Source organism: Patulibacter medicamentivorans, from assembly GCF_000240225.1.
Classification (GTDB): Bacteria; Actinomycetota; Thermoleophilia; order Solirubrobacterales; family Solirubrobacteraceae; genus Patulibacter; species Patulibacter medicamentivorans.
The window spans coordinates 1-7,106 of the sequence record NZ_AGUD01000137.1 but is presented as its reverse complement, the minus strand read 5'-3'; the positions used below and the strand labels follow the sequence as shown (position 1 = coordinate 7,106).

The 7,106-nt window shown below is 73.3% G+C and carries 5 protein-coding genes; all 5 read right to left on the bottom strand.

Annotated features, from left to right (window positions below):
- On the bottom strand, positions 1-1,203 hold a 1,203-nt coding region (gene ftsW / locus PAI11_RS10265; RefSeq protein ID WP_050897193.1), incomplete at its 3' end, for a putative lipid II flippase FtsW.
- A gap of 61 nt (positions 1,204-1,264) precedes the next feature.
- A complete protein-coding gene (mraY, locus tag PAI11_RS10260; protein WP_007573986.1) occupies positions 1,265-2,233 on the bottom strand; it encodes a phospho-N-acetylmuramoyl-pentapeptide-transferase in 969 nt (322 codons plus the stop codon).
- Positions 2,234-2,236: 3 nt separating this feature from the next.
- A complete protein-coding gene (locus PAI11_RS10255) occupies positions 2,237-3,619 on the bottom strand; it encodes a UDP-N-acetylmuramoyl-tripeptide--D-alanyl-D-alanine ligase (protein ID WP_007573983.1) in 1,383 nt (460 codons plus the stop codon).
- Entirely contained in the window at positions 3,612-5,084 is a 1,473-nt protein-coding gene (locus PAI11_RS10250; RefSeq protein WP_007573981.1) for a UDP-N-acetylmuramoyl-L-alanyl-D-glutamate--2,6-diaminopimelate ligase, read from the bottom strand. Before PAI11_RS10250 ends, PAI11_RS10255 begins: the two co-directional genes overlap by 8 nt.
- A gap of 154 nt (positions 5,085-5,238) precedes the next feature.
- Positions 5,239-6,936, bottom strand: a complete 1,698-nt coding sequence (locus tag PAI11_RS10245; protein WP_007573979.1) for a peptidoglycan D,D-transpeptidase FtsI family protein — start codon at positions 6,934-6,936, stop codon at positions 5,239-5,241.
- Positions 6,937-7,106 lie beyond the last annotated feature (170 nt).

Here is a 7,106-nt window from a genome sequence, read left to right as displayed (position 1 = left end):
CGGGGCCGGCGCCGCCTTCGGCGGCCGCGATCGGCGCCGGCCGCGCGGGCCGGGCCCGGCCGGCTCGGTGCCGGGCGCGGGCTCGACGTACGGGGTCCCGCGGGCGATGTTCAGCAGGATCCCGACGCCGGCGAGCAGCACCACGAGGTTCGTCGAGCCGTAGGAGATGAACGGCAGCGGCACGCCGGTCAGCGGGAAGATCCCGAGCACGACCCAGACGTTCAGCATCGCCTGGCAGACGATCACCGCGGTGATCCCGATCGCCAGCAGCTTCTGGTACGTCCCCTTGGTGCGGTCGGCGATCCGCAGGCCCAGGTAGGCGACGGCGCCGTAGAGGAACAGCAGCATCAGCACGCCGACCGCCCCCAGCTCCTCGCCGACGACGGCGAGGATGAAGTCGGTGTGGGCTTCGGGCAGCCACTCGGCCTTCTGGACCGAGTTGCCGAGGCCGTTGCCGAAGAGCCCGCCGGAGCCGATCGCGATCTGGCCCTGGGTCGCCTGGTAGCCGGTGCCGGCCGCGTCCGACCACGGCGAGAGGAAGTTCGTCAGCCGCGCCATCCGGTAGGGCTGCATCAGCACCAGCACCAGCAGGCCGGCGCCGGCGATCCCGGCCAGCGGCAGGAAGAACCGCAGCGGCATCCCGTAGGCCACCATCACGCAGAGGCTGGCGCCGGCGATCACGATCGCCGTGCCGAGGTCGCGCTGGAGCCCGGCGACGATCATCACGAAGACGCCGAGCACCGCCAGGTACGGCAGCGCGTCGCGGAACTCGACCATCGGCCGCTTGCGCTGCGACAGCGTCAGGGCCAGGAAGGCGACGACCGAGAACTTCGCCAGCTCCGAGGGCTGGAAGCCGATCGCCCCCGTCCCCAGCCAGCGGTAGGCGCCGTTGACCTGGCGGCCGATGCCCGGCACGACGACGGCCATGCAGAGGACCAGCGCGATCCCGAGCATCGGCAGCGTCAGCCGCCGGACGGTCGCGACGCCGCCGCGCGCGGCCAGCGCGAGGACCACGAAGCCGATCGCGCCGAACATCACGTAGCGGATCAGGAAGCTGGTTCCGTCGCCGCCGCCCTGGAGGATCTGCTCGGAGCTCGAGGCGCTGTAGACCCAGATCGCTCCGAGCACGACCAGCACCAGCACCACGCTGAGCAGGCGCTCGTACTCGCGGCGGAGTTCGGGGGCACGGCGAAGCGGCGGCATCGGCTGCACGTTCGCCGCCCGGGATATGAACCCTCTAAGGGCTGGCGGGAAAGGACCGCTGCTACTTCATGCTCTGCACGTAGAGCGTGAAGCCGATCGCCGAGCAGGCGATCGCGATGATCCAGAAGCGAAGGATGATCTTCGTCTCCGACCACGCCTTCATCTCGAAGTGGTGGTGCAGCGGCGCCATCAGGAAGACGCGCTTGCGGAAGGTCTTGAACGAGAAGACCTGGACGATCACCGACAGCGCCTCGACGACGAAGATGCCGCCGATGATCAACAGCAGCTCCTCGGTCTTGGTCATGATCGCCAGGCCGGCGACCAGGCCGCCGAGCCCGAGCGATCCGGTGTCACCCATGAAGACCGTCGCCGGGTGGGCGTTGTACCAGAGGAATCCGACGCAGCCCCCGGTCGCGCAGGCGGCCAGCAGCGCCAGGTCGGTCGCGCCGGTCGCCCGGTAGGTGATCCCGATGTAGGCGGTGAAGACGATCGCCGAGACCCCGGCCGCGAGCCCGTCGAGCCCGTCGGTCAGGTTGACCGCGTTGGAGATGAACGCGACCACCAGGTAGATCCAGACCGGGTACAGCGGCCCGAGGTCGATCGTGACGTCGAGCGAGCGCAGCCTGACGGTCGGCTGGAGCCCGGCCTGCTCGGTCGCGATGTACCAGAGCAGCAGCGAGATCGCGACCATCGAGACGAGCTTCGCCTTGCCGCTGAGCCCCAGCGACCGCTTGCGGATCACCTTGGTCCAGTCGTCGACGAAGCCGACCGCGGCCAGGCCGACCCCGGCGGCGAAGACGCCCACCGCCCGCCAGTCGTAGTCGTTCAGGATCAGGAACGGGACCGAGATCGAGATGAAGATGATCAGCCCGCCCATCGTCGGCGTGCCGGCCTTCGTCTTGTGCCCCTCGGGGCCCTCCTCGCGGATGTACTGCCCGAACGACCGCTCGCGCAGCCACTCGATGAAGCGCGGCGCCAGGAAGACGCAGATGAGCATCGCGGCGGTGCCGCCGATCAGGATCTCGCCCACGACTCAGGCCTCCCCGGGATCGGCGAGATCGCCGTCGGCGAGGGCGTCGGCGACGCGTTCGAGGCCGATCCCGCGGGACGCCTTCAGCAGCACGGTGTCCCCCGGCTCGAGGATCCGCGGGACCAGCGCCGCGGCGGCCGCGGCGTCGGGCACCCAGTGGACGGCGCCCGCGAACCCGGTCCCGGTGTGACGGCTGAGCTCGCCGACCGCGACCAGCACCTCGACCCCCGCGTCGCGGGCGTGGGCGCCGATCTCGGCGTGGTAGCGGCGCTCGTCGGGTCCCAGCTCGAGCATGTCCCCGAGCACGGCGACCCGTCGTCCCGAGGCCGAGGCGGCCAGGTCGTCCAGCGCGGCGGTGACCGACATCGGGTTGGCGTTGTAGCAGTCCACGACGACGACCACGTCCCCGGCGAGGTGCAGCCGCTGGCCGCGCATCGCCGAGATCCGGGGGGCGATCGTACTCGCCGGCTCGATCCCGACCGCCCGCGCCGCCGCGACCGCGGCCGGCAGGTTGCGCAGCACCGTCGGCGAGACCTCGCCGTCGAGCGTCAGCGACGGCCAGCCCGGCTCGCCCTCGGCGACGTCGGCGCCCGATCCGGGGCCGCCGAAGGTGACGATCCCGATCCCGTGCGGGCGGTGGCCCTCGAGCCGCCGCTCGCCGACCGGCAGGATCGCCGTGCCGCCCGGGACCAGGCCGTGCAGCAGCTCGGCCTTGGCGTCGGCGATCGCCTGCAGCGAGCCGAGCAGCTCGACGTGGACCGGGGCGACGTTGGTGATGACGCCGATGTCGGGCTCCGCGATCCGGGCCAGCTCGGCGATCTGCCCCGGCCCGCGCATCGCCATCTCGAGCACCAGCACCTCGGTCCCGGCGGGTGCGCCGAGGACGGTCAGCGGCAGCCCGATCTCGGTGTTGAGGTTGGCCTCGGTCGCCACCGTCCGCCGGTGCGGGGCGAGGATCGCCGTCAGCAGGTCCTTGGTCGAGGTCTTGCCGACCGAGCCGGTGATCCCGACCACCGTCGCCCCCAGCTCGCGGCGCCAGGCGCGGGCCAGGGCGCCGAGCGCGGCGGCGGGATCCTCGTGCAGCAGGATCGCCCCGGACCCGCTGGCGGCGGCGGCCTCGGCGTGCTCGGGACGCACCAGGACGCCCCACGCGCCGGCGGCGAGGGCGTCGACGCCGAAGCGGCCGCCGTCGACCCGCTCGCCGGGGATGCCGAAGAACAGGTCGCCGGGCCCGACCTGACCGGCACGCGAGTCGATCACGACCCGCGCCGGGCCGGAGCCGACGCCGCCGGGGGCGCCGCCGTCGGTCAGCGCGGCCCCGGCGGGGTCGCGATAGAGCTCGGCGCCGGTCGCCTCGGCGATCCACTGGGCGTCGTGATCACGCACGGGAGGCCTCCGTCGTCGGGTCGCTGGTCCAGCCGGCGCCGGCCAGCGCCTCGCGGGCGACGGCGACATCGTCGAAGGGGATCGTGCGGTCGGCGAAGGTCTGCCCGTGCTCGTGGCCCTTGCCCGCGACCAGGACCACGTCGCCGGGCGCGGCGAGCGCGATCGCCCGCTCGATCGCGGCGTGGCGATCCTCGATCCGCTCGACGGTCGCGCGGGCGTCCGCCATCCCCGCCAGCACCTCGTCGAGGATCGCCGCCGGATCCTCGCTGCGCGGGTTGTCCGAGGTCGCGATCGCCACGTCGGCGTCGCGCGCGGCGATCGCGCCCATCAGCGGCCGCTTGCCGCGGTCGCGGTCGCCGCCGCAGCCGAAGACGCAGAGGACGCGCCCGTGGCCGGCCTCGCGGACCACGCCACGGGCGGCGGCCAGCACGTTCTCCAGCGAGTCGGGCGTGTGGGCGTAGTCGACCAGGACCGCGAACGGCTGGCCGCCGTCGACCGGCTCCAGGCGCCCGGGAACGCGGCCCGCGCGGGCCAGCGCGGCCGCGGCGACCTCGGCGTCGACCCCCAGCTCGCGGGCGACGACGTAGGCCTGGAGCGCGTTGCGGACGTTGAAGCGCCCGGTCAGCGGCGTGCTCAGGCGCCGGCCCTCGACCGTGAAACGGCTGCCGCGCAGGTCGGAGGCGATCTCGGTCGCCCGGATCCGCGCGTCCGGCGCGTCGAGCGCGACGGTGATCGCGTCGGGGTGCTGCCGTGCCAGCCGCCGGCCGTAGGGGTCGTCGACGTCGACGACCTTCGGGACCCCGGGGGCCGCGGCGAACAGCCGCGCCTTGGCGGCGAAGTAGTCCTCCATGTCGGCGTGGAAGTCCAGGTGGTCCTGGGTCAGGTTGGTGAAGACCGCGGCCGCCCAGTGGATCGCGTCGGCGCGCCCGAGCGCCAGCGCGTGCGAGGAGACCTCGATCACGCAGGCCGTGTCGCCGCCGTCGAGCATCTCGGCGAAGGTCCGCTGCAGGTCGATCGCCTCGGGCGTGGTGCGGCCGGCGTCGCGCTCGACGCCGCCGACGACCTGGGTGACCGTGCCCAGGATCCCGGTCCGCCTTCCCCCCGCCTCCAGCAGCTGCCGGATCAGGAAGGCGGTCGTCGTCTTGCCGTTGGTGCCGGTGACCCCGACCGTGGCCAGGCGGGCGGTCGGATCGCCCGCGAGGCGCGCCGCCGCCGGGGCCATCGCGGCTCGCACGTCGTCGACGAGGATCTCGGGGACGCCGCTGCCCAGCGGGTGGTCGACGACCAGCGCGGCCGCTCCCGCCGCGACCGCCGCGTCGGCGAAGTCGTGGCCGTCGCGGGTGAACCCGCGGACGCAGAAGAACACCGTCCCGGCGCTCACGCGGCGGTCGTCGTAGGCGAGCGCGGAGACCGGCGTGTCCGCGGCCTCGCGCGGCGCCTGGTCGAACAGGTCTCCGAGCCTCATCTGTCCCGGGAGCCTAGATGGTCGGGGTGGCGGCACGGCGGCTCCGCGGGCCGTTGGCGATCGCCGTCGCGCGCGCGACGATCGCCGAGCGGTGCCGCCATCGTCGCTCTCCCACGGTGATCGCGTGCCCTCGTCGGGACGCAGTACACGCGGACTACTTCGGCGGGATCTTCAGGTACTGGAGGGCGAACTTCGCGATGTCGCCGAACGCCGGGCCGGCGACCGTCGCGCCGTAGCCGCCGCCCGCGGGCTCGTCGGCCACGACGACGATCACGAGCTTCGGGTTGTTGGCCGGGGCGAAGCCGGCGATCGACGCCACGTTGCGGTTCTCGACGTACTCGCCGAGCTTGGTGTCGAAGACGTTCGACGTGCCCGTCTTGCCCGCCAGCTGGTACCCGGGGACCTTGACCGCCGAGGCGGTGCCGCCGGCCTCGAAGACGCCGGCCAGCATCCCGCGCAGCTGCTGCGCGACGTCCGGCCGCAGGACCCGCTTGCCGGCCGGCCGGGCGACCCGCTGGCCGCCGATCGTCCGCACCAGGCTCGGGTGCCGCAGCATGCCGCCGTTGGCGATCGTCGCGTAGAGGTTGGCGATCTGCATCGGCGTCACGAGCTGGCCCTGGCCGATCGGCAGGTTGCCCATCGTCGAGCCCGAGTAGTTCTCGAGCTTCGGCAGCAGGCCCTGCTCCTCGCCGGGCCAGCCGAGGCCGGTCGTCGAGCCGAAGCCGAGCTTCCGCATCCAGCCGTCGAAGCGCTTGGATCCGAGCTTCTGGCCGATCTGGATCGTGCCGACGTTCGAGGACTGGGCCAGGATCTGCCCCGGCGTCATGACCTCGGTGCCGTGGCCGTGGGAGTCCTTGATCACCCGGTCGGCGACCTGGATCGAGTACGGGACCGTGAACTGGCTGGTCGGCGTGACCGTGTGGTCCTGCAGCGCGCCGCCGACCGCGACCGCCTTGAAGGTCGATCCCGGCTCGTAGGTGAAGCCGGTCGCCGAGTTGGCCTTGGCCCACTCGGGCGACTCCCCCGGCTGGTTGGGGTCGACGCGCGGCCAGTTGGCCATCGACAGGATCTCGCCGTCGGGCCGCATCACGATCGCCGTCGCCTTCTTGGGCCGATAGGTCTGGCCCAGCTGCTGGAGGGCCTCCTCGGCGACCGCCTGGATCCGGGTGTCGAGGGTCAGGCTGACGTTCTTGCCCGGGACCATCTTGCGCTCGGTCACGGTCCGCAGCGGGCTGCCGGTCTGCGAGCGGGTCTCCAGCTCCTTGCCGTTGGTGCCGCGCAGCGACTTGTCGTAGCCGATCTCGAGCCCGGCGAGCGCCTTGTCGTCGTCGCCGTAGGCGCCGAGCAGCTGGCCGGCCAGGGCGCCGCCGGGGTAGATCCGGCGGTTGCGCGGCTCGAAGGTCAGGGCGGCCAGGCTGACGTTCATCTTCAGCGCGCGGTCGCGGAGCGCCTGGACCTTGCGGTCGGGGACGCTGCGGGCCAGCCGCACGTAGCCGGCGTTCGCGGTCAGCTTCTTCAGCACCTCGTCCTCGGGCAGGTCGAGCTCGCTGGCGACCAGGTCGGCCAGCTGCTGCGGGCGCTGCGCCGGCTTCAGGGTCAGTTGCTCGGTCACGACCCGGGGGCTGACCGCGACGTCGTCGGCGGGCTCGCTGACGGCGAGCGGGGCGCCGTAGCGGTCCTGGATCTCCCCGCGGGCGGCGAGGATCTCGCGCGGGGTGTTCTGCTGGCCGCGGGCGGCGGCGGTCAGCGTGTCGGCTTTGGCCAGTGCGAACCAGACCGAGCGGCCTCCGGCGACGACCAGGAGGAACATGGCGATCGAGAACAGCACGCGCAGGCGGCGGTCGGCGTACATGCTCCGTGCGTTCGCCGCCGGTCGGGCCGCTCCTTCCGCGCTCGCCGGATCGACGAGCGCGGTCGTGCCAGCCGGCGGCGGCCCCAGGGCGTGCCGCCGCGCGAGCCGATCGGCAGGCCGCGGGCGCCGCGCTCGGCCGTGGCGGCGCGAGCGCTAGGGCGTGCCGGAGG

What these genes read in the sequence shown, in the direction of transcription:
- PAI11_RS10250 (WP_007573981.1), bottom strand. Translation starts at nt 5,084, where the DNA reads ATGAGGCTCGGAGACCTGTTCGACCAGGCGCCGCGCGAGGCCGCGGAC.
- PAI11_RS10245 (WP_007573979.1), bottom strand. Translation starts at nt 6,936, where the DNA reads ATGTACGCCGACCGCCGCCTGCGCGTGCTGTTCTCGATCGCCATGTTC.